Source organism: Amycolatopsis sp. NBC_01286 (assembly GCF_035982555.1).
In the GTDB taxonomy this organism is placed as follows: Bacteria; Actinomycetota; Actinomycetes; order Mycobacteriales; family Pseudonocardiaceae; genus Amycolatopsis.
This window is the reverse complement of the sequence record NZ_CP108428.1, coordinates 3,589,519-3,611,654: the sequence shown is the minus strand read 5'-3', so window position 1 is coordinate 3,611,654 and position 22,136 is coordinate 3,589,519. Positions and strand designations below refer to the sequence as shown.

At 70.9% G+C, this 22,136-nt stretch carries 21 protein-coding genes, 1 tRNA gene and 1 riboswitch; of the genes, 10 read left to right on the top strand and 12 right to left on the bottom strand.

Annotated features, from left to right (window positions below; all coding sequences use genetic code 11):
* Positions 1-59: 59 nt before the first annotated feature.
* On the bottom strand, positions 60-1,025 hold the full coding sequence (locus OG570_RS17545; protein ID WP_326944468.1) for an acyl-CoA desaturase: 966 nt from the start codon (positions 1,023-1,025) through the stop codon (positions 60-62).
* Between the two features lie 202 nt (positions 1,026-1,227).
* Between OG570_RS17545 and OG570_RS17540 the strand changes: the two genes are divergently transcribed.
* The 5 genes from OG570_RS17540 to OG570_RS17520 all read left to right on the top strand — a co-directional run bounded on the left by OG570_RS17540 (position 1,228) and on the right by OG570_RS17520 (position 6,540).
* Positions 1,228-1,299 (top strand) — tRNA-Gln (locus OG570_RS17540).
* A gap of 48 nt (positions 1,300-1,347) precedes the next feature.
* Positions 1,348-3,102 carry a GGDEF domain-containing protein gene (locus OG570_RS17535; RefSeq protein WP_247057931.1) on the top strand — a complete coding sequence of 585 codons (1,755 nt, stop codon included), beginning with the start codon at positions 1,348-1,350 and terminating at the stop codon, positions 3,100-3,102.
* 48 nt (positions 3,103-3,150) lie between these two features.
* On the top strand, positions 3,151-4,623 hold the full coding sequence (glmU, locus tag OG570_RS17530) for a bifunctional UDP-N-acetylglucosamine diphosphorylase/glucosamine-1-phosphate N-acetyltransferase GlmU (RefSeq protein ID WP_326944469.1): 1,473 nt from the start codon (positions 3,151-3,153) through the stop codon (positions 4,621-4,623).
* The gene (locus OG570_RS17525) at positions 4,620-5,600 is read left to right on the top strand and encodes a ribose-phosphate diphosphokinase (protein WP_247057935.1); all 981 of its coding nucleotides are present in this window, start codon (positions 4,620-4,622) and stop codon (positions 5,598-5,600) included. Before glmU ends, OG570_RS17525 begins: the two co-directional genes overlap by 4 nt.
* A 64-nt stretch (positions 5,601-5,664) precedes the next feature.
* Complete coding sequence (locus OG570_RS17520) at positions 5,665-6,540, top strand: TIGR03621 family F420-dependent LLM class oxidoreductase (protein ID WP_326957698.1); 876 nt, start codon at positions 5,665-5,667, stop codon at positions 6,538-6,540.
* Here the strand turns inward: OG570_RS17520 and OG570_RS17515 are convergent.
* From OG570_RS17515 to OG570_RS17505, 3 genes are all read right to left on the bottom strand, one after another.
* The gene (locus OG570_RS17515) at positions 6,524-7,165 is read right to left on the bottom strand and encodes an NAD(P)-dependent oxidoreductase (protein ID WP_326957696.1); all 642 of its coding nucleotides are present in this window, start codon (positions 7,163-7,165) and stop codon (positions 6,524-6,526) included. The two genes, OG570_RS17520 and OG570_RS17515, sit on opposite strands and share 17 nt — an antisense overlap.
* 97 nt (positions 7,166-7,262) lie before the next feature.
* Positions 7,263-8,357, bottom strand: coding sequence for a hypothetical protein (locus OG570_RS17510; protein ID WP_442788321.1), 1,095 nt, complete (start codon positions 8,355-8,357; stop codon positions 7,263-7,265).
* A gap of 160 nt (positions 8,358-8,517) precedes the next feature.
* Positions 8,518-8,688 (bottom strand): hypothetical protein, encoded by a 171-nt coding sequence (locus OG570_RS17505; RefSeq protein ID WP_326944473.1) that lies wholly within the window; start codon positions 8,686-8,688, stop codon positions 8,518-8,520.
* 35 nt (positions 8,689-8,723) lie between these two features.
* Between OG570_RS17505 and OG570_RS17500 the strand changes: the two genes are divergently transcribed.
* The 4 genes from OG570_RS17500 to OG570_RS17485 all read left to right on the top strand — a co-directional run bounded on the left by OG570_RS17500 (position 8,724) and on the right by OG570_RS17485 (position 10,809).
* Positions 8,724-9,332 carry a 50S ribosomal protein L25/general stress protein Ctc gene (locus OG570_RS17500; protein WP_326944474.1) on the top strand — a complete coding sequence of 203 codons (609 nt, stop codon included), beginning with the start codon at positions 8,724-8,726 and terminating at the stop codon, positions 9,330-9,332.
* A 7-nt stretch (positions 9,333-9,339) separates the two neighbouring features.
* A complete protein-coding gene (pth, locus tag OG570_RS17495; RefSeq protein WP_247057946.1) occupies positions 9,340-9,933 on the top strand; it encodes an aminoacyl-tRNA hydrolase in 594 nt (197 codons plus the stop codon).
* 21 nt (positions 9,934-9,954) lie between these two features.
* Positions 9,955-10,272, top strand: coding sequence for a DivIVA domain-containing protein (locus OG570_RS17490; protein ID WP_305879357.1), 318 nt, complete (start codon positions 9,955-9,957; stop codon positions 10,270-10,272).
* A 180-nt stretch (positions 10,273-10,452) separates the two neighbouring features.
* On the top strand, positions 10,453-10,809 hold the full coding sequence (locus OG570_RS17485; protein ID WP_326957692.1) for a DivIVA domain-containing protein: 357 nt from the start codon (positions 10,453-10,455) through the stop codon (positions 10,807-10,809).
* A gap of 61 nt (positions 10,810-10,870) precedes the next feature.
* Here the strand turns inward: OG570_RS17485 and OG570_RS17480 are convergent, their stop codons facing one another.
* The 5 genes from OG570_RS17480 to OG570_RS17460 are packed head-to-tail and all read right to left on the bottom strand — an operon-like array spanning position 10,871 to position 16,303.
* Positions 10,871-12,559 (bottom strand): fatty acyl-AMP ligase, encoded by a 1,689-nt coding sequence (locus tag OG570_RS17480; protein ID WP_326957690.1) that lies wholly within the window; start codon positions 12,557-12,559, stop codon positions 10,871-10,873.
* Between the two features lie 54 nt (positions 12,560-12,613).
* Complete coding sequence (locus OG570_RS17475) at positions 12,614-14,380, bottom strand: ABC-F family ATP-binding cassette domain-containing protein (RefSeq protein WP_326957688.1); 1,767 nt, start codon at positions 14,378-14,380, stop codon at positions 12,614-12,616.
* A gap of 4 nt (positions 14,381-14,384) precedes the next feature.
* Positions 14,385-14,792 carry an ASCH domain-containing protein gene (locus tag OG570_RS17470; protein ID WP_326957687.1) on the bottom strand — a complete coding sequence of 136 codons (408 nt, stop codon included), beginning with the start codon at positions 14,790-14,792 and terminating at the stop codon, positions 14,385-14,387.
* Positions 14,789-15,751, bottom strand: coding sequence for a 4-(cytidine 5'-diphospho)-2-C-methyl-D-erythritol kinase (locus OG570_RS17465; RefSeq protein ID WP_247057956.1), 963 nt, complete (start codon positions 15,749-15,751; stop codon positions 14,789-14,791). The genes OG570_RS17470 and OG570_RS17465 overlap by 4 nt, the downstream gene beginning before the upstream one ends.
* Positions 15,752-15,760: 9 nt before the next feature.
* Positions 15,761-16,303: a TetR/AcrR family transcriptional regulator gene (locus OG570_RS17460; protein ID WP_326944479.1), complete on the bottom strand. Its 543-nt coding sequence runs from the start codon at positions 16,301-16,303 to the stop codon at positions 15,761-15,763.
* Between the two features lie 105 nt (positions 16,304-16,408).
* Here OG570_RS17460 and OG570_RS17455 point away from each other — a divergent pair, with 105 nt between their 5' ends.
* Positions 16,409-17,806 (top strand): DHA2 family efflux MFS transporter permease subunit, encoded by a 1,398-nt coding sequence (locus tag OG570_RS17455; RefSeq protein ID WP_326957685.1) that lies wholly within the window; start codon positions 16,409-16,411, stop codon positions 17,804-17,806.
* 64 nt (positions 17,807-17,870) lie between these two features.
* Here the strand turns inward: OG570_RS17455 and OG570_RS17450 are convergent, their stop codons facing one another.
* The 3 genes from OG570_RS17450 to OG570_RS17440 all read right to left on the bottom strand — a co-directional run bounded on the left by OG570_RS17450 (position 17,871) and on the right by OG570_RS17440 (position 22,028).
* A complete protein-coding gene (locus OG570_RS17450) occupies positions 17,871-18,884 on the bottom strand; it encodes a methionine ABC transporter ATP-binding protein (protein WP_326957683.1) in 1,014 nt (337 codons plus the stop codon).
* 207 nt (positions 18,885-19,091) lie between these two features.
* Positions 19,092-19,182, bottom strand: a riboswitch (SAM riboswitch).
* Positions 19,183-19,343: 161 nt separating this feature from the next.
* On the bottom strand, positions 19,344-20,183 hold the full coding sequence (gene rsmA / locus OG570_RS17445) for a 16S rRNA (adenine(1518)-N(6)/adenine(1519)-N(6))-dimethyltransferase RsmA (RefSeq protein WP_247057964.1): 840 nt from the start codon (positions 20,181-20,183) through the stop codon (positions 19,344-19,346).
* A gap of 414 nt (positions 20,184-20,597) precedes the next feature.
* Complete coding sequence (locus tag OG570_RS17440) at positions 20,598-22,028, bottom strand: transglycosylase family protein (protein ID WP_326944483.1); 1,431 nt, start codon at positions 22,026-22,028, stop codon at positions 20,598-20,600.
* Positions 22,029-22,136: the final 108 nt, after the last annotated feature.

The following is a 22,136-nucleotide window of genomic DNA, read 5'->3' as shown; positions in this document are numbered from 1 at the left end:
GTGACCTGCTCACGTTTTGAACGTCGTCTCCCCGCCACTCGCCGAACCCTACAGTGAGGCTAGCTCTTCTCCGTGGCGATTCGGGCCAATCGCTGCGGCGTCGGCCAGCGCACGTCGTGCACCCAGCCGAACTTCTCGAAGATCCAGATCAGGCGCGCGGAAATGTCGATCTGGCCGCGCTTCACGCCGTGCCGTGCGGACGTCGGGTCCGCGTGGTGCAGGTTGTGCCAGGACTCGCCGAACGAGAAGATCGCCAGCGGCCAGAAGTTCGCCGACTTGTCGCGCGCCGCGAACGGGCGCTCGCCGATCATGTGGCAGATCGAGTTGACCGACCACGTCACGTGGTGCAGCACGCAGATGCGGACCAGCCCGGCCCAGAAGAACGCCGTCACGGCGCCCCACAGCGACCACGAGATCAGCCCGCCCGCCAGCGCCGGCAGCGCCAGGCTGACCAGGGCCCACAGCCAGAACAGGTCGTCGACCTTCTTGATCGCCGGGTCCTTCACCAGGTCCGGCGCGAAGCGCTCGGCGTTGGTCTGGTCGCGCTCGAACAGCCAGCCCATGTGCGCGTGCCAGAAGCCCTTGGCGATGGCCCACGGCGAGGTGCCGAACGCCCACGGGGAGTGCGGGTCGCCGTCGCGGTCGGAGAACGCGTGGTGGCGACGGTGGTCGGCGACCCAGGTGATGACCGGGCCCTGCAACGCGATGCTGCCCGCGATCGCCATGACGACGCGCAGCCACTGCTTGGCCTTGAACGACCCGTGCGTGAAGTAGCGGTGGTACGACACCGTGATGCCGAGCCCGCTGATCGCGTAGAACACCACGAAGACGCCGACGTCGACCCAGCTCAGTCCCCAGCCCCAGGCGAACGGCACCGCGACCAGCAGTGCCACCAACGGCGCGATCACACCGAAGTAGACCGAAAGCTGCACGCCGATTCCGCGGGTGCCTTCGGTGACAGGTTTGGGCCCCTTGGGAGCCGACGGCTCCCCGGTGGGCTGCGAACGGTCGAGCGTGGCCGTCATACGCTTCACTTCTTCCTGCGTGGTGCCCCTACAAAGGGTTACCTAACCTACGATGCCGTAAGTTACGGTACAGGAGGTTGCGCCGGGTGGGGAGTGGCTGAACCTCTCACCGGTACTTCGGACCCGTGTACCCGGCAGACGGGCGCGTAACGCATCCCCCGCGCGGACGACACCCGATCGTCGCTATCCTGACCAGGAGCAATCCGCCGTAGTGTAATCGGCAGCACTTCAGATTTTGGTTCTGACAGTTCAGGTTCGAATCCTGGCGGCGGAGCAGCGGAAACACCATTTGCCGAGTACCCCGAACCACGACACCGGGAGGTTGGCGCTGACCGAAGAGGCGACCGACCCGGTAGCGGCCAGGCGACCCGCACTGGTCGAGATGTCCGACGCCTGGCTCGTCGGGCGCGCGCGCGAGCTCACCGCCGTGGTCCAACGGTCCGACTACGCCAGCCAGCTCGAGATCGTCGCGCAGATGGACGAGCTCCTCGACGAGACCCAGCGCCGCGGCGAACCGCTGCTGGTCGCGCGCCTGCTGCGCGCGTCCGCGACCGCGCGGCTGGTCACCAAGGGCCTGGCCGCCGAGGCGGAGCCGCGGCTCGACGAGATGCTCGCGCACACCCGGCGCCACGGCCTCGCGCTGCTGCGGGCCGACGCGCACGCGCTGCGCGGGCGCCGCCTCGTGCTGGCCGCGCAGGAGGACGCCGCGCTCACCGAGATCGCCCGCGCGCTGGCCATCCTCGACGACTCGACGACCCCGGACCGACAGGTCGGCGTCCGCGCCTGGAACCGGCTGCTGTGGTCGACGCTGAACGACTGCTGGATCGTGCTCAACCAGCTCGGTGTGTACGAGGCCGCCGAAGAGGTCAGCAGCCGCGCCGCCGTCGCGATCCGCGAGAGCGCCACCCCGCACGAGATCACCCTGCAGCTGCTGAACCGGGTGAAGATGCTGCTCGGCTGGGGCCTGCGGCTGGAGCGGATCGAAGAGTACGACGAGAGCGCCGAGAAGTTCCGCACCGCCGCGTCGATGGCGATGGCCATCGAGGGGCCCTACAGCGAGTCGCTGTTCCCGCGCCAGGCCGGCGTCGCCGCGGTCGACGAGGTCGGCGTGCTCGCCGCCGCGCTCGCCCTGCACCAGCCCGACGAGGACCAGATCGACCGGCTGCAGCGCCTCCACGACGGCATCGGCTACCCGGGCGAACGCGAGATCGTGACGATCGCGCTGGCCCGCTGCTTCGACAAGGCCGGCCGCCGCGAAGACGCGCTGAACGTGCTCCGCGAGGCCCGCGAATCACTGGGTGACGACTCCTCGCAGCCGTCCATGCGGCTGAACATCGCCCGCGAGCTGGCCCGCCTCGACACCAGCCCGGACTACGCGTCCGGCGCCAGCCAGTCGCTGATCGACTACGCGACCCGGCTGGAGTCGGAGATGTGGAGCCTGCGCGAGTCGCAGATCGCCACGCTGAACGCCCGCCGCGAGCACGAACGGCTGTCCGCCGAGCACGGCGCGATCACCCAGCAGGCGCTGCAGGACCCGCTCACCGGCCTGCCGAACCGGCGCGCGCTGGACGAGAAGCTGCGCCAGCTGGCGTCCTCGGCCGACGCGCAGCCGCTGGCCGTCGCGCTCGTCGACCTCGACGGCTTCAAGGGCGTCAACGACAAGCAGTCGCACGCCGAAGGCGACAACGTGCTGCGTGTCGTGGCGAGCACGCTCCGTGACGCCCTGCGCGGCGACGACCTGGTGGCGCGCTACGGCGGCGACGAGTTCATCGTGCTGCTGCCGGGCACCCCGGTGTCGGCGGCGAAGATGGCGCTCGGCCGCGCGGTGAAGTCCGTCGCCGGCCTGCCGCACCACCTCTCCCACGGCGTCACGCTGTCGATCGGGCTCGTCTCGCTGCGCCCGCAGGAGCGCGGCGAGCAGGTCCTCGCCCGTGCGGACGCGGCGATGTACCAGGCGAAACGCGGCGGCGGCAACCAGGTGGCGTCGGCGAACTCGATGGCGTCCGACCCGGCCGCGGCGTGGGCGAGCGAAGGCCTACCGACCGACCCGGCGTGGGACCCCGAAGAGCACAGTTAGGATCAGTGCCCGACAGAAGCCATTTAGTGGTAACCGTTGGGAGCGTCGTTGACCGGCCCGCTGAGCACGTTGATCCTCGCCGCGGGTGAAGGCACCCGCATGCGTTCCTCGACGCCGAAGGTGCTGCACCCGATCGCCGGGCGGCCCCTCGTCGAGCACGCCGTCCGCGCCGCCGCCGGCCTGGACCCGGCCCACCTCGTCGTCGTGCTCGGCCACGGTCGCGAAGCCGTCGGCGACCGCATCACCGACGTCGCCAAGGACCTCGGCCGCGAGGTCGGCACCGCCGTGCAGGCCGAGCAGAAGGGCACCGGCCACGCCGTGTCCTGCGCGCTCGCCACGCTCCCGGCGGACCTCACCGGCACCGTGCTCGTCAGCTACGGCGACGTCCCGCTCCTGGACACCGAGACGCTGGCGGCCCTGCTGGCCGAGCACACCGGCTCGGGCAACGCCGTCACCGTGCTCACCGCCGTGGTGCCCGACCCGACCGGTTACGGCCGGATCGTCCGGGACGCCGCGGGCGCGGTCACCGCGATCGTCGAGCACAAGGACGCCAGCCCCGAGCAGGCCGAGATCACCGAGATCAACTCGGGCGTCTACGCCTTCGACGCCGCGGTCCTCTCGGACGGCCTCGGCCGGCTCTCGACCGACAACTCGCAGGGTGAGCTCTACCTCACCGACGTGCTGGGCATCGCCCGCGGCGACGGCAAGGGCGTCGGCGCGCTGGTCGTCGACGACCCGTGGCTGACCGAGGGCGTCAACGACCGCGTCCAGCTGTCGGTGCTCGGCGCCGAGCTGAACCGCCGGATCGTCCGCCGCTGGCAGCGCGAGGGCGTCACGGTCGTCGACCCGGCCTCGACCTGGATCGACGCGGGCGTCACCCTCTCGCGGGACGTCGTGCTCGAGCCCGGCGTGCAGCTCAAGGGCACCACGTCGGTCGGCGAGGGCAGCACGGTCGGCCCGGACAGCACGCTGACGAACGTCTCGATCGGCGCCGGCGCCTCCGTGGTGCGGGTGCACGGCTCCGACTCCGAGCTGGGCGACCGCGTCAACGTCGGCCCGTTCACGTACCTGCGCCCGGGCACGAAGCTGGGCGTCAAGGCCAAGCTCGGCGCGTTCGTCGAGACGAAGGCCGCCGACATCGGCGCCGGCACGAAGGTGCCGCACCTGACCTACGTCGGCGACGCCACGATCGGCGAGAACAGCAACATCGGCTGCTCCAGCGTGTTCGTGAACTACGACGGCGTGAACAAGCACAAGACCGTTATCGGGTCGCATGTCCGGTTGGGCGCGGACAACACGTTCGTCGCCCCGGTGCGGATCGGTGACGGCGCTTACAGTGGTGCAGGTGCCGTGATCCGCGAGGATGTCCCGCCGGGCACACTCGCGGTGTCGGCGCCGCCGCAGCGCAACATCGAAGGCTGGGCGATCCGGCGCCGGCCGGGTACGCCCGCGGCGGAGGCGGCCCAGGCCGCCCTCGACGCCGATTCAGCAGCAGGAACCGACGGGGAGTCGCCAGCATGAGTCCGAAGTCAGGTACGCCGAAGAAGAACTTGATGCTCTTCTCCGGACGGGCGCACCGGGAGCTCGCGGAAGAGGTCGCCGAGCACCTCAACGTGACGATCACCCCGCAGACGGCGCACACCTTCGCCAACGGCGAGCTGTTCGTCCGGTTCGAGGAGTCCGTCCGCGGGACCGACGCCTTCGTCATCCAGGCGCACACCACCCCCATCAACGAGTACGTGATGGAACAGCTGATCATGGTGGACGCGCTCAAGCGGGCGAGCGCGAAGCGGATCACCGTGGTGATGCCGTTCTACCCGTACGCGCGCCAGGACAAGAAGCACAAGGGCCGCGAGCCGATCTCGGCCCGGCTGATCGCGGACCTGTTCAAGACCGCGGGCGCCGACCGGATCATGACGGTCGACCTGCACACCGCGCAGATCCAGGGCTTCTTCGACGGCCCGGTCGACCACCTGATGGCCCAGAGCGTGCTGGCCGACCACATCAAGAAGACCTACGGCGACGCCGACATCACCGTCGTCTCGCCGGACTCGGGCCGCGTGCGGCTGGCCGAGAAGTGGGCGCAGACGCTGGGTGACCGCCCGATCGCGTTCATCCACAAGACGCGCGACCCGGACAAGCCGAACCAGGCCGTCGCGAACCGCGTGGTCGGCAAGGTCGAGGGCAAGCTCTGCGTCCTGATCGACGACATGATCGACACCGGCGGCACGATCGTGAAGGCCACCGAGGCGCTGATCGACGAGGGCGCGGCGGACGTCGTCATCGCGACGACCCACGGCATCCTCTCGGACCCGGCGACCGAGCGCCTCTCGCAGTGCAAGGCGCGCGAGGTCATCGTCACGAACTCGCTCCCGATCCCCGAGGAGAAGCGGTTCGAGGGCCTGACGGTCCTGTCGATTGCCCCGATGCTGGCGGAGGCCATCCAGCAGGTCTTCGAAGACGGCTCGGTCACGTCGCTCTTCGACGGCCAAGCCTGACGAACCCGTCCGCCGGGCGCGAACTCCGCGCTCGGCGGCGGTTTCCGGCGCTAACGTCGCCGGCATGGGGAAGTTCAAGTTCGGCGTCAGCTTCCGCGAGATCGGCAGCCGGGACGCGTGGATCGCGAAGTGCCGGCGGGCCGAAGAGCTCGGTTACGACGTCATCACCGTGCCCGATCACCTCGGTACCGGGCGGTTCGCGCCGTTCCCGGTGCTCGCCATGGCCGCCGCCGTCACCGAGCGGCCGCGGCTCGGGACGCTGGTGTCCAACGTGCCCTTCTACAACCTCGCGCTCTTCGCCCGCGAAGCGTCATCGACGGCCGCGCTGCTCGACGGGCGGCTCGACCTGGGCCTCGGCTCCGGGCACATGAAGCGGGAGTTCGACGACGCCGGGCTGCCGTGGCAGAAGGCGTCGGCCAGGATCGGCTACCTCGCTGAGAGCCTCGATTACCTGCGGAACCACTTCGACGACGAAGGCCTCGCGATGCCGCGGCTGCTCATCGCGGGCAACAGCGACGGCGTCCTCGGACTGGCCGCGGAACACGCGGACGTCGTGGGCTTCGCGGGCCTGAGGCAGCAGCCCGGCAAGCCGCCGGGCACCTTCAAGCTCGACAACGCCGAGGCGATGGACGAGCGCGTCGCGTACTTCCGGTCCAGAACGAACCGGGACGTCGAGTACAACATGCTGGTCCAGCACGTCGAAGTCACCGGCGACCGCGAGAAAGCGGCCGAGGCGTGGCACGAGAAGACCGAGCGCAGCGCCGTGCCGGACGCCCGCGAACTCCTCGACGCGCCCCAGCTGCTGCTGGGTACGGTCGAGGAGATCGCCGGGCAACTGGAAGAACGGCGGAAGCGTTACGGCTTCACCTACATCACCGTCTTCGAGCCGATGCTCGAGACGTTCGCGCCGGTGCTGAAAACCGTCAGTAGGCAACAGTGAAACGGGCCCGGCGGTGCTTCGGGTCCTCGATCTCGTCGACGTAGGCGATCGCGTAGTCGTCGCCGCCGATGTGCGACTTGCCGTTCTCGTCGGTCACCAGGACATCGCCGCCGACGCGGTACTCGCCCCGGCGCTCGCCGGGGATCCAGGCGCCGAACTCGGCGGCGGGGCTGACGTAGAACCAGTCGAGGTCCGCGGGCTGCTCACGCAGCAGGGACAGCACCTCGGCGTGGTTGCCCGCCTCTTCCTTGTACTCGTCCGGGAACTCCGGGGTGTCGAACAGCCGCGGGCCGCCCTCGGCGACGAGCAGGCTCGACGCGCCGCCCACGAACGACAGGCGGACGCCCTGCTCGCGCGCGATCCGGGACAGCGCGGGCACCGCGTCGATCAGCTTCTCGCCGTCGAGCGCGCGGGCCGGGGTGGCGACCACGATGACGTCCGCGTCCTTCGCCACCCGCGCGACGAAGTCCTCGTCGTGCAACGAACCCTGCACCGCTTCGACGCCTTCGGGCACCGCGCCGGGGTTGCGCGCGACGCCGACGACCTCGTGCCCGCGGCGCAGCGCCTCGGCGCCGATCCTGCTCCCGGCGTACCCGGTCCCCCCGAAAACCACCAGCTTGGCCATCACGTTCTCCGTTCGAATTCGGCTGTCACAGCCGATGTTAGGAACGGAAGATCACCTACTTCAACGGGCGCAACGCACCCCGGGGTAGGTGTCCAGGTCAGCCGCCCAGCGCCGCGAACTCCGTGGCCAGCTTCTGCTTCACCGCGTTGACGTCGAGCGCCGCGCGGACCTCCGCGGTCGCGGTCGGCTTGGACAGCACCTGGTAGCTGGCCGTGCGGTTGGGGAGCTTGAACTTGACCGCGCAGGACATCTTGACCGTCGCGTACGGCTCCGCGTCGGCCGCCGCCGTGCAGGTCTGCGCGCCGAGCGAGTCGGCGCTCACCTCGACGGACAGGGTGATGTGCACGGTGCTCTTCCCGCCGGACGCCGGCGTGCCGACGACGCTGGTCGAGACGTCCACGGTCGTCGTGCACGAGCCGACGAAGTCCTTGCAGTCGAGGTTGTCGTTCGTGACGACGGCGCTCGCCTGCACCAGTCCCTCGAACGGCTGGCCCAGCCCGCCGACGGTGTTGTCGAGGTCGGTGTGGAACGTCTTCAGCGCGTCCCCGGTGAGCGGGGTGACCCGGAACTCGGCGCCGAACTCCGGCCCGCCCTGCGGGTCGAGCAGCACCGGGGCGAAGCTGACGACGCGGTTGGGCTTGGCGGTGCTGACGCGCAGGACGCTGGGCGCGGCGCCCAGCTCGTAGACCTCCGTGCCGTCCGGCAGCTTGGTCTTGACCGGCTCCCGCGTCTGGTCCATCCCGGTGACGGCCTTGCGCAGCGCGCCGGCCAGCGCGGCGGGGGCGAACTTGGCCGCCGGGTCCAGCGGCAGCTCGGAACCGAGCGAGCGCACCCAGCTCGTGCCGAACTGCGTGCCCTCGTCGATCGCGTGCGCCTTCCAGTAGTCCGCGTCGGCCTGCAGGTAGAACTGGCCGTCGGCGGCCGCCACCTGGACGGCGCGGCCGTCGAGCGGCAGGGCGCCGGCCGCGCTGCCGCCGCGGGTGACCCGGAACTGCTGCTCGGCGCCCTTGAGCGTCGACTTCAGCGCGAGCGCGGGCGCCTGTTCCAGCGCGGCGAGGGCGGCGTCGACGGCGGTGCGCTGCTCGGCGCGCCGGTCCGCCTTCTCCCGGTCGGCCGCGGAGACGCCGGCCGTGCCGGGGACCGCCACCTGACAACCGGCCAGCAGTCCACCCACCAGCAACACGGCCGCCACCGTGCCTCGAGCCCGCATCTGCGCCCCCTGCTCTCCCGCTCCGCCGAGCACACCCCGGCAGGCGGAGCTCCGCCACCGGATTTGTGTCGTCACGTCCCGGGCTCAAGAGGGTTCTAGCCTGGTCCTGGCACCCGCCGCAACCCACCGTGATGAGGTTGGTTTACACTCTTGAGGTTGTCTCGGCGAGGCGGGGCCCTTCCAGGGTGCCCGGCGTGATCGACGCGGCGGCTCGGAGTAGCTCCCGGCTGTTGTGCACGCCCGGAAACTCGCCGCCGAACGCGACCACCTGAACGAGAAGACCACCGCATCCCCGCCGCAGCATGCTGTTCACCGCACCATGTTCGTGATTTGAAGGAGTGCCACACCGTGTCCGAGGTACGTCTGTCCGTCGAACCGCGCACCGAGTTCGGCAAGGGTGCCGCGCGTCGCACGCGTCGCGCCGGCAAGATCCCCGCCGTGCTGTACGGCCACGGCTCGGACCCGCGGCACTTCGCGCTGCCGGCCATCGAGTTCGCCCGCGTCGTCCGGGAGAACGGCTCCAACGCCGTCATCACCCTGGCCCTCGAGGGCTCCGACGAGCTGGCGCTGACGAAGACCATCGTCGTGCACCCGCTCAAGAACTACATCGAGCACGTCGACCTGCTGGTCGTGAAGCGCGGCGAGAAGATCATCGTCGACGTCCCCGTCGTCGTCACCGGCAACCCGGGCCCCGGCGGCCTGGTCAACCAGGACGTCGGCACCCTGCAGGTCGAGGTCGAGGCGCTGCACATCCCGGACCAGTTCGAGGTCTCCATCGAGGGCGCCCCGATCGGCACCCAGATCACCGCCTCCCAGGTCGAGCTGCCCCAGGGCGCCGCCCTGATCACCGACCCGGACTCCCTCGTCGTGGCCGTCAACGAGCCGCAGCGTGAAGAGGAAGAGGGCGAAGACGGCACGGGCGAAGCGGGCGACGAGTCGGCCGAAGCCGGCGAGTAGCTCAAGCGTGACCGAAGACCTGCCCGGGGCCGGCGAGCTGATCCTGCTCGCCGGCCTCGGCAATCCCGGACCCCAGTACGCCGGCAACCGGCACAACGTCGGCTTCCTGGTGCTGGACGAGCTCGCCGGCCGGATCGGCGGCAAGTTCAAGTCGCACAAGAGCGGCGCGGACGTGGTCGAAGGCCGTCTCGGCGGCCGGCGGGTCGTGCTCGTGAAGCCGCGGTCCTACATGAACCTCTCCGGCGGGCCGGTGGCCGGCGCGGCGAAGTTCTTCAAGGTGCCGCCGACCGGCGTCGTCGTGGTGCACGACGAGCTGGACGTCGACTTCGGCGCCCTGAAGCTCAAGTTCGGCGGCGGCGACAACGGCCACAACGGGCTCCGCTCGATCACGAAGTCGCTCGGCACCCGCGAGTACTACCGGGTGCGGTTCGGCATCGGCCGCCCGCCCGGCCGCCAGGACCCGGCGGACTTCGTGCTGAAGGACTTTTCGACGGTCGAGCGCAAGGAGCTCCCGTTCGAGGTGGACCGCTGCGCGGACGCCACCGAGGCCCTGGTCGGGACCGGCCTCGCTGCGGCGCAGAACACCTTTCACGCGGGCTGACACGGGTGGCAAGGTGACTCCATGACCCCTGACGAAGTCCGGGCGATCGCGTTCGGCAAGCCCCGGTTCGGCCGTCGCGGTTACGACGAAGACCAAGTCGACGCGTTCCTCGACCTCATCGCCGAGGCGCTCGCCGGGCGCAACATCCTGACCGCCGACGACATCCACTACGTCGACTTCACGATCATGCCGATCGGCGCGCGCAGCTACGACCAGGCGCAGGTCGACATGTTCCTCGACGAGGCCGAGGCGGCGCTGATCGCGTTGCGGACCCCGCCGCCCCCGGTGGCCGGGGAAGCCCCGCCGCCGGGCACCCGGAAGTGGTTCGGCCGCGGCTGAACCCGCTGGTCGAAGTGTGAAACCCGCCACATGGCGCTGGGTAGTTCCGCTCACTCGATGGCGGGCGCCGGGGCGCCCGTCGGGGTGAGGTTCGGGGTTGCCCCTTCCGAGGAGCCTGTTCACGGGTTAGGACGGTGTACGGGAGTTCGCACCGCCAACCCCGGAATCGGAGAGAGTTCCATGTCGTTCACCGCCGAAGACCTCGCCGAGGTCACATTCGGTAACGCCCCGATCGGTCGCCGTGGCTACGCCAAGCACGAGGTCGACGAGCTCGTCCGGCGCATCGCCAAGACGTTCGCCGAGGAGGACGACCTGACCGCCGCGGAAGTGCACCACGTGGTGTTCTCGAAGCCCCTGATCGGCAAGCGCGGGTACGACGAGCGCGAGGTCGACGAGTTCCTCGACTCGGCCGAGGACCAGCTCGCCGCCCGCTCGGGCCGCGCCCCGGACCTCCCGGGCGCGCGCACCTCGGTGGAAGCCACCGCGGAGCGCGCCACCCCACCCGCCGAGCTGGCGGACCACCTCCCACAGCGCTAGAGCGGCACTTTCACGTGAAAGTGCCGCCCCCGGGTGGGCACTTTCACGTGGAAGTGACGCGTCAGGCGTCCGCGTTCTTCTTGATCTTGTCCGCGAACTGGGTGGCCGTCGCCGCGCGCTTGACCTTGCCGGACGGCGTCTTCGGCAGGCTGCCCGCCGGGAGCACGACCACCGCGTACGGCCGCATGTCGACGGCGTCGCGGACCCGGGCCGACACCTGCTTCACCAGGTTCTTCTCGGCGTCGGCGTCACCTGCCAGCTTGGACTCCAGGACCACCGCGAAGCGCTCGCGACGGCTGCCGGCGTCGATGCGCACGGCGACCGCGTTGCCCGCGCGCACACCCTCGACCGACGTGGCCGCGCGCTCGATGTCCGTCGGGTACAGGTTGCGGCCGCCCATGATGATGACGTCCTTGCGGCGGCCGCAGATGACGATCTGGCCGTCGATCAGGTAGCCGAGGTCGCCGGTGTCGAGCCAGCCGTCGGCGTCCTGGGTGTCGAGCGGCCCGTTCATCGTCAGGTAGCCGGGTGTGACGGCCTCGCCGCGCAGCCGGATCTCGCCGACCTCGCGCTCGCCGAGCCGCCCGCCCTTGTCGTCGACGATCTCCGCCTCGAGCCCGTCGAGCGGCCGGCCGAGGACCGCGAACGAGCGGACGCTGTCGGTGCCGCGCCGTTCGTCGCCCTCGGGCACCGGCACCGCGCGGTTGTCGGCCTCGAGCGCGTCGGCTTCGACGACGTCCAGGGTGAGCCCGGTGAACAGCGGCGCGAACGACACCGCGAGCGTCGCCTCGGCCATGCCGTAGGCCGGGAAGACGCACTCCGCGGGCATCTTGAAGCGGGCACCGGCGTCCACAAAGGTCTGGACGGCGGTCTCGTCGACGGGTTCGGCACCGTTCAGGGCGATCCGCAGCGTCGACAGGTCGTAGGCGTCGTCGTCGTCGACGCGGGCCATCCGGCGCCCGACGATCGCGTAGGCGAAGTTCGGCGCCGCCGTCGTCGTGCCGTGGTACTTCGTGATCAGCTCGGGCCAGATCAGCGGCCCGGACAGGAACTCGACCGGGGTGATCTTGACCAGCTCGACGCCGAACGTCATCGGCACGGTCAGGAACCCGACCATCCCCATGTCGTGGAAGGTCGGCAGCCAGGACACCATCACGTCGGTGTCGAAGTCGAACTCCGCGCGGTCGACCATGGCCTTGACGTTGGAGTACAGGTTGCCGTAAGTGATCCGCACGGCCTTCGGGTCGGCGGTCGACCCGCTGGTCAGCTGCAGCAGCGCGGTCTCGCCCTCATCGGTGACGACGACCTCGGCGAGCGGCTCGGCGCCGGCCAGCTCGTTGATGAGCTTGAAGCCGATGCCCTTCTGCTCCAGCACCGGGGCCAGCTGGTCGAACGGCTCGCCCAGCAGCACCAGGTCCGACCCGATCATCCCCAGGATGCGCACGGTGTCCTCGGCCCACTCGGCGAGGTCGGTCCGCGGGGTCGGCTGGTGCAGCATGGTGACGCTGCCCCCGGCCAGCCACACGGCCTGCACGGTGGGCGCGATCAACACCGGCGCCGCGGCCAGCACCGCAACGGCCCCGCCCCGCTCGAACCCCGAGGCGACCAGGCCACCGGCGATCCGCCGGGCCCGTTCGTGCACCTCACCCCAGGTCCGCCGGACCGGCTCCTTCGGCTCCCCGGTAACCATGCCACGCTGCTGACCTCGCCCCGCCGCGGTGGCGACGAGCGTGTCCACGAACCTGCTCATGCGCGTCAGATTACTGTCTGGGTGTCAACACCCGCCGACCAACGCGGAAACCGGTCACTCCAGCAGCTCGGACGTCTCCAGCCAGCGTGCCTCGACGTCCTCGATCTCGCCCTTGACGCCCTTCAGCTGGGCGTTCAGCTCCATCAGCTTCGCCGGGTCCGTCGCCGCCTCGAGCAGGGCCGCGTGGAGCTTCTCCTCCTTCGCGTGCAGCTGGTCCAGCTTGCGCTCCAGGCGCCCCAGGTCCTTCTGCGCCGCGCGGAGGTCCGCCGCTGACTTCTTGGCCTCGGCTTTTGCCGCCGTCGGGGCCGTCGCGCCCGCCGGTTCCTTGGCGAGGGCGCGGCGGTTCAGGTACTCCTCGATGCCGCCCGGCAGGTGGGTGATGCGGCCGTCGCCGAAGAGGGCGACGATCGTGTCGCAGACGCGTTCGACCAGGTAGCGGTCGTGCGAGACGACGATCATCGTGCCCGGCCAGCCGTCGAGCAGGTCTTCCAGCTGCTGCAGGGTGTCGATGTCCAGGTCGTTCGTCGGCTCGTCGAGGAGCAGGACGTTCGGCTCGGCCATCAGCAGCCGGCACAGCTGCAGCCGGCGCCGCTCGCCGCCGGAGAGGTCGCCGACCGGTGTCCACTGGCGGGCCTGCGGGAAGCCGAGCTTCTCGCCGAGCTGCGACGCCGTCATCTCCTGCTTGCCGAAGACCACGCGCCCGGCGACCTGCTCGATCGCCTGCAGCACACGCAGGTCGGCGGGCAGGTCGTCGAGCTCCTGGCGCAGGTGCGCGAGCGCGACGGTCTTGCCCTCGATCCGGCGCCCCGTCGAGCCCTCGACGTCGCCGCCGAGCAGCTTGAGCAGCGATGTCTTGCCGGAGCCGTTGATGCCGACCAGGCCGATCCGGTCGCCGGGGCCGACCCGCCAGGTGACGTGGTCGAGCAGCGTCCGCTCACCCACCGTGTACGTCGTGTCTTCCAGCTCCAGCACGGTCTTGCCGAGCCGCCGCTTCGCGAACGCCATCAGCTCGACGGAGTCGCGCGGCGGCGGGACGTCCGCGATCAGCGCCTCGGCGGCGTCGATCCGGTAGCGCGGCTTGGACGAGCGCGCCTGCGGGCCGCGGCGCAGCCACGCCAGCTCCTTGCGCGCCAGGTTCTGCCGCTTCTCCTCGGCCGTCGCGGCCAGCCGCGCCCGCTCGGCGCGCGCGAAGATCCAGTCCGCGTAACCGCCTTCGTAGTTCTCGACGCGGCCGTTGGCCACCTCCCAGGTCACGCTCGCGACGGTGTCCAGGAACCACCGGTCGTGCGTGACGACCACAACCGCGATGCGCCGGGTCAGCAGGTGGTCGGCGAGCCACTGGACACCTTCGACGTCCAGGTGGTTCGTCGGCTCGTCGAGCACGACGAGGTCGAGCTCGCCGGTCAGCGCGGCGGCCAGCGAAACCCGGCGCCGCTCACCGCCGGAGAGGTTCGCGGTGGGCGTCTCGAGCCCGATCGCGGTGATGCCCAATCCGTCCACAATGGACCGGACGCGCGCGTCGGCGGCCCATTCGTGCTCGGCGCCGTAGCGTTCGAGCACGACTTCGCCGACGCTGCTGCCGTCCGGCAGCTCGGTCCGCTGGGTGACGACGGCCATCCGCAGGCCGCCGACGTGGCTCACCCGCCCGGAATCCGGCGTGGCGAGTCCGGAAAGGACTTCGAGGAGCGTGGTCTTGCCGCCGCCGTTGAGACCGACGACGCCGATGCGCTGCCCGGCCGCGACGCCCAGCGAGACGCCGTCCAGCAGTGGCTTCACCCCGTAGGACTTGCTCACCGCCTCCAGGTTGACCAGGTTGGCCATGCGCTCAGCCGATCCTTTCCACGATCGTGAACCGGGTCGCCACGACCAGTGTCGTGTCGTCCACGGTGAATTCGGGATCTCCCAGCTCGGCGCGCACTTCGGCCGTGTGCCAGAAGGAGGTGTGGTCCGCGCGCCACTCGGCGACGGTGGTGAAGCCCTCGCCCTCACCGACCGCGTGCGCGAGGTCCACTTCGGACAGTGGGACGACCCGCACTTCGCGGATCTCGATGATCGCGACGCCCTTGTCGGCGGAGTCGACGACCAGTTCACGCTCGCCCACCGCGGGCGGCGCCTCGCCGTCGATTTCGTAGCCGGCGAGCAACGCGGACGTCGTCGTCTTCGTGCCGTCGAGGATCGCCCCGACGAGCTTGTCCCGCAACGGTCCCGGGAACGCGAACTCGGCGCGCTTCACGCGTGCACCCGCGGCGGCGACGGACGCGGTGCGTCGTCCCCGCCGACCACCCGCGCTCCGGGCACCGGACCGTGGGCCACGCGGACGGTGCGGCACACCCCCGCGCCCGACAGCTCGGCCGCGACCTCGACCGCCGCCTGCGCGTCTTCGCAGAGGAACGCGCACGTCGGGCCGGAGCCGGAGACCGTGCCCGCGAGCGCACCCGCGTTGACGCCGGCCCGCAGCGTGCGGCGCAGGCCCGGGCGCAGCGAGACCGCCGCCGCCTGAAGGTCGTTGCCCAGCAGCAGAGCCAGCTGACGCGGGTCGCCCGAGGCCAGCGCCTCGGCGACCGGCGTGTGCGAGCCGATCCGCGGCGGGTTGCCCTCCGCGCGCAGCCGGTCCAGCTCGCCGAACACCTTCGGCGTCGACAGGCCGCGCTGGTCGAAGGCCAGCACCCAGTGGAACGTGTGCCGCGACAGCACCGGGACCAGCTGCTCGCCGCGGCCGGTGCCCAGCGCCGTGCCGCCGTAGAGCGCGAACGGGACGTCGCTGCCCAGGCCGGCGGCGATCCCGGCCAGCTCGTCGCGCGTGATCTCGAGGTTCCAGAGGGAGGCGAGCCCGACGAGCGTCGCCGCCGCGTCGGCGCTGCCGCCCGCCATGCCGCCGGCGACCGGGATGCCCTTGCGCAGCACCACGCGGATCTTCGGCTCTTCGGTGCGGCCGACGTGCGCGGCCAGCGCTTCGACGGCGCGCCAGGCCAGGTTCGTGGCGTCGGTGGGCACCGAGCCCTCACCCTCGCCGTAGATCTCCAGGCCCGGGTCGTCGGTGACCGCGACGGTCACCTCGTCGGTCAGTGACAAGGCCTGGAACACGGTCACCAGCTCGTGGTAACCGTCCTCGCGCAGGTCGTCGACCGCCAGGTGCAAGTTGACCTTGGCCGGGACCCGGACGGTGACTGGGGGCGGGACTACAGCGAGCACCCGACCAGCCTACGTGCCCGCACCGGCCGGCTTCCCGTCAGGAGAAAGGACGTCGAGCGCGACGGCGAGCGCGACGCCCGGCGGCGTGCCCGGGCCGCCCTCGGCGCTGTTGAGCTGGACGGCCACGAGCGCGAGCCGGGCCCGCAGATCGGACTCGGGGTCGGCCGAACCGCCGCGGAGCCGCTCGTGCAGCCGCAGCATCCGATCCGCCAGGCCCGCGCCGGCCGCGATCGCCTTCAACGCCGACGTGTTGCGCTGGACCAGGCCCATCACCGGGCCGAACCGGGTCTCGACCAGCCCGGCGTACGCGGTGAGCAGCTCGGCCGGGCCCGTCTCGCGCGCCAGAAGGTCGTCGAGCGCGGTCCCCCAGTCCTCGAGGAGGCTCGAGACGATGTCCTCCTTCGTGCGGAAGTGGTAGTACAGCGCGGCTTTCGTGACGTCCAGCCGCTCGGCGATCTCCCGCAGCGAGCTGCCCTCGTAGCCCTGCTCGGCGAACAGTTCGAGCGCGACGCGCTGGATACGTTCGCGCGTGTCGGTGCGCCGCCCGGCCATGCCTCACTCCTCAACTTACTTGACGGCCGACTAGCAATGACCTACCTTCGGCATTGCTAGTCGGCCGTCAAGCAATGCATCCACAGCCTACCTCGGGGGTCCACCATGACCGCACTCGCGCCACCGCGCGCCGTGAGCCGCCGGCTCGCGCTCGCCGCGCTGGGTCTGGCCCAGCTCATGGTCGTGCTCGACACGACCGTCGTGAACATCGCGCTGCCCTCGGCGCAGCGCGCGCTCGGCATGTCCGACACCGGCCGCCAGTGGACGATCTCCGCGTACACGCTGGCGTTCGGCGGCCTGCTGCTGCTCGGCGGCCGGCTGGCCGACCGGCTCGGCCGCCGCACGACGCTGCTCGTCGGCGTCGCCGGGTTCGCCGTCGCCTCCGCGCTCGGCGGCGCGGCGCCGAGCGCCGGCTGGCTGATCGCCGCGCGCGCCGCCCAGGGTGTGTTCGCCGCGCTGCTCGCGCCGTCGACGATGTCCCTGCTGACGCTCACCTTCACCGACCCGCGCGAACGCGGGAAGGCGTTCGGGATCTTCAGCGCCATCATGATCTCCGGCTCCGCGCTCGGCCTCACGCTCGGCGGCGCGCTCACGCGGTTCCTCGACTGGCGCTGGTCGCTCTACATCAACGTGCCGCTCGCCGTGGTGGCCGGGCTGGGCGCCTGGTTCGCCGTGCCGGCCACGGCCGGGCACCGCGACACCAAGCTGGACTGGACCAGTACGCTGCTCAGCTGCGGCGGCGTCGTCGTGCTGGTGCACGCGCTGTCCGAAGCGGCGACGCTGGGCTGGAACTCGTTGTGGGTACTGGGTTTCCTCGCGCTCGCGGTGGTGCTGCTCGGCGCGTTCGTCAGCCGGCAGGCCCGCCACCCGCACCCGCTGCTGCCGCTCGCGGTGGTGCGCGACCGCGCCCGCGCCGTCGCGTACCTGACCGTCGGGACCGCGTCGTTCGGCGCGTTCGGGATGTTCCTGTTCCTGACGTATCAGCTGCAGGCGGTGATGGGCTACGGCGCGCTCGCCGCGGCGCTGGCGTTCCTGCCGACGCTGGGCGCGAACCTCTTCGCCTCGACGCAGCTGTCGGGGCGGTTGCTGGCCCGCTTCGGCCCGCGTCCGCTGCTCGCGGGCGGGCTCTTCGTGCTGGCGGGCGGGTTGCTGCTGGCCACCCGGTTGAAGCCGGACTCGTCGTACGCCGCGGTGATCCTGCCGATGCAGCTGCTGCTGGGCCTGGGCGCCGGGCTGTGCATGCCGGTGGTGCTGAACGTCGCGACCCGCGACGTCGGCGCGCGGGACGCCGGAGCCGCATCGGCGTTCGTGACGACGTCGCAGCAGGTCGGCGCGTCACTGGGGACGGCGACGCTGAACACGATCGCCACCGCGGCGGCGGCCGGGCTCACGACGTCGACGGCGATCGTCCACGGCTACACAACAGCCGCGGCCTGGGCGGCGGCCCTGGTCGCCACGGCCGCGCTCACCGCACTCCTGCTGCTCCCGCGCGGCACCCGCTGAAAGCCGTGAATGCCACATTGAGGGACATAGCGTCCCTCAATGTGGCATTCACGGACGTTCGGGGTCAGGCCGCGGCGACGACCTGGGGGCCGCGGGCGGTGTGCGTGACGTGACCGCCGCGCTCGGCGACCCACGCCAGCGCCGCGTCGGCCCGCTCGCCGCGGACGCCGAGGCGGAACCGGCCGACCGGGGTGTCGCCGATCCGGGTCAGGCCGCCGCCGATGGTGGCGAACTCGACGTCGAAGCGGCCCGCGGCCTCGGGCAGCAGCGCGCCGACCGAAGCGAAGCCGACCAGCACGACGTCGACCGAGCGGTCGTAGCGCGACGACTGCGAGCGGGTGGTCTCGATGGCGGGCAGCAGCGCCTGCGCGGTGCGGCTGGCCGGGTTCGAGATCAGGTCGAGCACGGAGCCACGCTCGACGACGGTGCCGTCTTCGAGCACCGCGACGTCGTCGCACACCCGGCGGACGACGCTCGCGTCCGGCGTCGTGATGACGATGGTGACACCCAGCTCGGCGCGGGCCCGGTCGAGCACGGTGAGCACCGCGCCGGCCTCCTCCGGGTCGATCCCGGCGGTCGGGTCGTCGGCGAGCAGCACGGCGGGGGCCGCGGCCAGGGCCTTCGCCACGGCGACGCGGCGGAGCTGCCCCTCGGTGAGCTCGCCGGGACGCTGCGCGGCGCGCGGGGTCAGGCCGACGAGGTCGAGCAGCGAGCCGACCTTGCTGCGGCGCTGCGGGCCGTCGACGCCCAGCTGCTCCAGCGGGGACGCGATGTTGCCGGCGATGGTGCGCTCGGCGATCAGCTCCGGCTTGGTGCCGACGACGCCGAGCTGGCGGCGGATCTCACGGAGCCGGCGGCCGTCGAGGGTGCCGGTGTTGAGGCCGTCGAGCCGGACGACACCGCGGTCCGGCCGCTCCTGCAGCGCGATGCACCGGGCGAGGACGGACTTGCCGGAACCGGCCGGGCCGACCACGCCGAACAGTGAGCCGGCCTGGACGTCGACGCTCACGTCCCGCAGCGCGACGACCGGATTTCCGTTGAGGGCAAAGGACTTGGACAGGTTTTCGACGGTGATCACGAAGGCTCCAGAAAACGGGGCGCGCAGAGAAGCGCGTCCGGCCGCAAGCGAGTGTCCGTCCTCTATGGACGGTGCATGAAGAAGAGGTGTGACGGGTCGAGCAAGCTCAGTTGGAGCGTCGACATGCGGTCACGGAGCGGCGACCCTCGTCGACAACGCGGCGTTTGGTCAGCAGCAGCGGGCGAGCAACCCTCTTCATCGGGACGGCCTCCATCGGTCCTGGCGGTAGCACCTGCCCTGCGGAGGGTGGTTGCTGCGACTTCGGCGAGCCAGGTCTCTCAGTCGCTCGGGATGGACGTACTGAGTAAAACCGATCCCGAGGAGCGAAAGCAAGCCTGTTGGGCCAGATCACACGACTGGAGGTGTCCGAATCGCGGGAACAGCACTCAGGAAGACTTATTTCGCCGCGACGCGCACGCTCCGGCGTCGGCGGGCACCGTCAGTTCCACTGAGGACGCGTCACCGGACGGCGGCGAGCCGGGCGAAGTCGTGCACGTCCAGCTGCTCACCGCGGGTCTTCGGGTCGATCCCGGCGGCCACCAGCAGCTCGCCGGCCCGCTCGGCCGACCCCGCCCAGCCGGCGAGCGCGGCGCGGAGGGTCTTCCTGCGTTGTGAGAACGCGGCGTCCACGAGACCGAACAGCCGATCCCGGTCCTCGGACGCCGGCGTCTCCCCGCGCTCGAACGCGACGAGCGCGGAATCGACGTTGGGTACCGGCCAGAACACCGAGCGTGGCACGGCGGCGACCTTGCGCGCCGGGCCGTACCAGGCGAGCTTGACGCTCGGGACGCCGTAGATCCGGCTGCCCGGGCCCGCGGCCATCCGGTCGGCGACCTCGGTCTGGACCATCACGAGGCCGGACTTGAGGGAAGGCACCTCGGCGAGCAGGTGCAGCACGACCGGCACGGCGACGTTGTAGGGCAGGTTGGCCACGAGCGCGGTGGGCGCGGCGGGCAGGTCGGCGTTCGAGACGCGCATGGCGTCGGCCTCGAGGACGTCCAGCCGGCCCGCGACGTCCGGCCCGCGTTCGGCGACGGTCTTCGGCAGCCGTTCGGCGAGCTTGCGATCGATCTCGACGGCCACGACCCGCGCCCCCGCGGCGAGCAGCCCGAGGGTCAGGGACCCGAGCCCGGGCCCGACCTCGAGGACGACGTCGTCCGGCCCGAGGTGCGCGAGGTCGACGATCCGCCGCACGGTGTTGGGATCGTGCACGAAGTTCTGCCCGAGCTTCTTGGTCGGCCGCACGTCCAGCTCGGCCGCCAACCCGCGGATCTCGGCAGGTCCCAACAGTTCAACCACCGGACGAGCCTACCCAGGACAACCCGGCCCCCTCTGCACGCCCGCCCGGAGTCCTGCCCCAGAGGGTCGACCCACGTACCCGGACGGTCGGCCCGCGTACGTGGACGGTCGGCTCGCGTACCCAGCGGGTCGGCCCGCGTACCCGGACGGTCGACTCGCGTACCCGGGCGGTCGGCTCGCGTGATCAGCAGGCCGACACGCGTGATTAAGCGGTCAACACACGTGATTGAGCGGTCAACACGCGTGATTGAGCGGTCAACACGCGTGATCGCAGGCGGAACCGACGTGATCAGACCCGACACTCGCGTGATCAGACCCGTGACTCACGTGATTGGCGGCGGAACTCGGGTCATGCCTCGCTGGGGACGCGAAACGGCCCCCGCCGTGTGGCGGGGGCCGTTTCGGGAAAGGAAGTCAGGCCTTCTTGCCGCAGACCGGCCAGGCGCTGTAGCTGCCGCCGCGTCCGGCGCGGACCTTCTCCGCCACCGCGATCTGCTCTTCACGCGAAGCCTGGTTCGGGAGCGCCGCGTACTGGGAGCCGCCGTAGGCGTTCCAGGTCTGCTTGTCGAACTGGAGGCCGCCGTAGTAACCGTTGCCGGTGTTGATGGCCCAGTTGCCGCCCGACTCGCACTGCGCGATGCGGTCCCACGCGGAACCGTCGCCGATGTCGGGGGTCGCGGCCTTCTTGGTGCCGACGTGGATGATCTTCGGCTTGGCCGGAGTGATCACCTGCTCCGACATCGACTGCCGCGAGACCTCTTTGCCGTTCTTCTGCGTGACCTTGTAGGTCACCATCTTCTCGCCGGGCGTGCCTGGGTCCTCGACCTGGGTCTTGCCCTTGTCGAGGTCCGGGTCGTCGACCTTCTGCTCGGGCGGGTCGATGGTCTCCTTCTGGTTGACCATCGAGACGCCGGTGCGGCTGATGTGGACCTCGGCACCGTCGGTCAGCTTGACGTCCAGGCCGCCCTCGGCCGCGTCCTCCGGGCCCAGGGTGAGCTTGTACTCGCCCAGGAACTCCTTCGTGGTGACCGCGGTCGTGGTGATCTGCTTCGGCTGGTTCGCGCCGTCGTAGAGCGTGATGTGCTTGAGGGTCTTGATCTGGACGGTCGCGCCCTCGAGCGGCAGTTCGCCGTCCTTCGGCATCGACATCCACGTGCCGGCCTGCTCGGCCTGCTGCATGCCGAGCTGGGACAGGGCGTCGCCCAGGTGGGTCGCGCGGACCCAGGAGGTGCGCTCGGCGCCGTCCACGACCAGCTTCAGCTGGCGGCCGCGCTCGAGCTTGATGACGCCGCCGTCGCCGACCTCGGCCTGCGGGGACGGGGAGAGCGAGTCGTGCGCGCCGACGGACAGGCCCGCGTCCTCCAGCACCTCGCCGACGGTGTCGCCGAACGAGTGCACGGTGGTCTGCTGGCCGTCGACGTCGACGGTGACGCTCTTGTTCATCGCCAGCGCGGCCGCGCCGCCGCCGGCGATGCTGATCATGACGCCGAGGACGGCGCCCTTGAGGAAGCGGCGCTTCCAGACCTTGGAGGTCTGCCGGATGCTCTCGTCCATCAAGGCCTTCTTGGCCTGCGGGGACGCGGTCCGGTCCGCCTCGATCTCATCCGGGATGACGATCGGCGGGAGGTACGTGGTCTCGGCGTTGATGAGGCGGATCAGCTCGTCGACGTCGACGTCGATCGACGCCATCATCGCGTCGGCGTCGGGGCCGAGCGCGGCGAGGATGTCCTGCTGCGTGATGTTCGGGTCGTCAGAAAAGTCGAGCTGGCCGTACGCGGTGTCCTCGAAGTAATTGCGGTCGAGGACGGCGGCGGAGCGTGCTCCAGCCTGTCTGCTACCTGTCACCGGGTCGTTCCCTTTCCCAAGACGCCGTTCGGGGCGGCATCTTTACGTCTGGGCCCGCAGTCGGCGCCATCGTCACGGTCCCGGTCGTACCACCCGGTTCCGCTTCCC